The 840-nt window shown below is 63.1% G+C and carries 1 protein-coding gene; it reads right to left on the bottom strand.

The features are described from left to right. Window positions 1-840, bottom strand: an 840-nt coding sequence (locus D3227_RS40490) for an IS630 family transposase (protein WP_120019476.1), incomplete at both ends; no start/stop codon positions are given.

The following is an 840-nucleotide window of genomic DNA, read 5'->3' as shown; positions in this document are numbered from 1 at the left end:
AGTGGATGGAGTCTAACACTTGGTGCCCGCGTTTGACGGCGGCGATGATTTTGTCGGGGTCGGCGGTCCAAGAGAAGGGTTTGGGTTGCTGGTTGTGCTCTTGGAGGAAGCGGTTGATTGCCGCCTGGAGGTCGACGACGGAGTGGAAGACGCCTCGTTTGAGGCGACGCTTCGACAGTTTTGCGAAAAAGCCTTCGACCGCGTTGAGCCACGAGCATGAGGTCGGTGTGAAGTGGAAGGTGAAGCGCTGATGGCGGCCGAGCCAGGCACGCACCTTGGGGTGCTTGTGAGCGGCGTAGTTGTCGAGGACGACGTGGACGGCCTTGCCGGTCGGCACCTCGGCGTCGATGGCGTTGAGAAAGCGGACGAATTCCTGATGGCGATGCCGCTGCATGTTCTTGCCGATAACGGTGCCGTCGAGCACGTTGAGAGCAGCAAACAGTGTGGTCGTGCCATTGCGCTTGTAGTCGTGGGTCATGGTGCCGAGCCTACCCTTCTTCATGGGCAGGCCGGGTTGGGTGCGGTCGAGCGCCTGGATCTGGCTCTTCTCATCGACCGACAGCACGATGGCGTGGGCAGGCGGATCGACATAGAGGCCGACGACGTCGCGCAGTTTATCGACGAACTGCGGATCGTTGGAGAGCTTGAACTGGCGCCAGCGGTTGGGCTGCAGCCCGTGCGCCTTCCAGATACGACGCACCGCACTCGGGCTGATGCTGGCCGCGGCCGCCATCATGTCGGCGGTCCAGTGCGTCGTCTCGCCAGGCGGGTCCTGCAACGTCAGCGCCACCACACGCTCAGCCACTTCAGGCCCGAGAGGCGGAATGCGCGAGGGTCGCG

This window comes from Mesorhizobium waimense (assembly GCF_003601975.1).
Lineage (GTDB): Bacteria > Pseudomonadota > Alphaproteobacteria > Rhizobiales > Rhizobiaceae > Mesorhizobium > Mesorhizobium waimense.
Note: the sequence above shows the minus strand (reverse complement) of the source record. Positions and strands in the feature narration are given on the sequence as shown.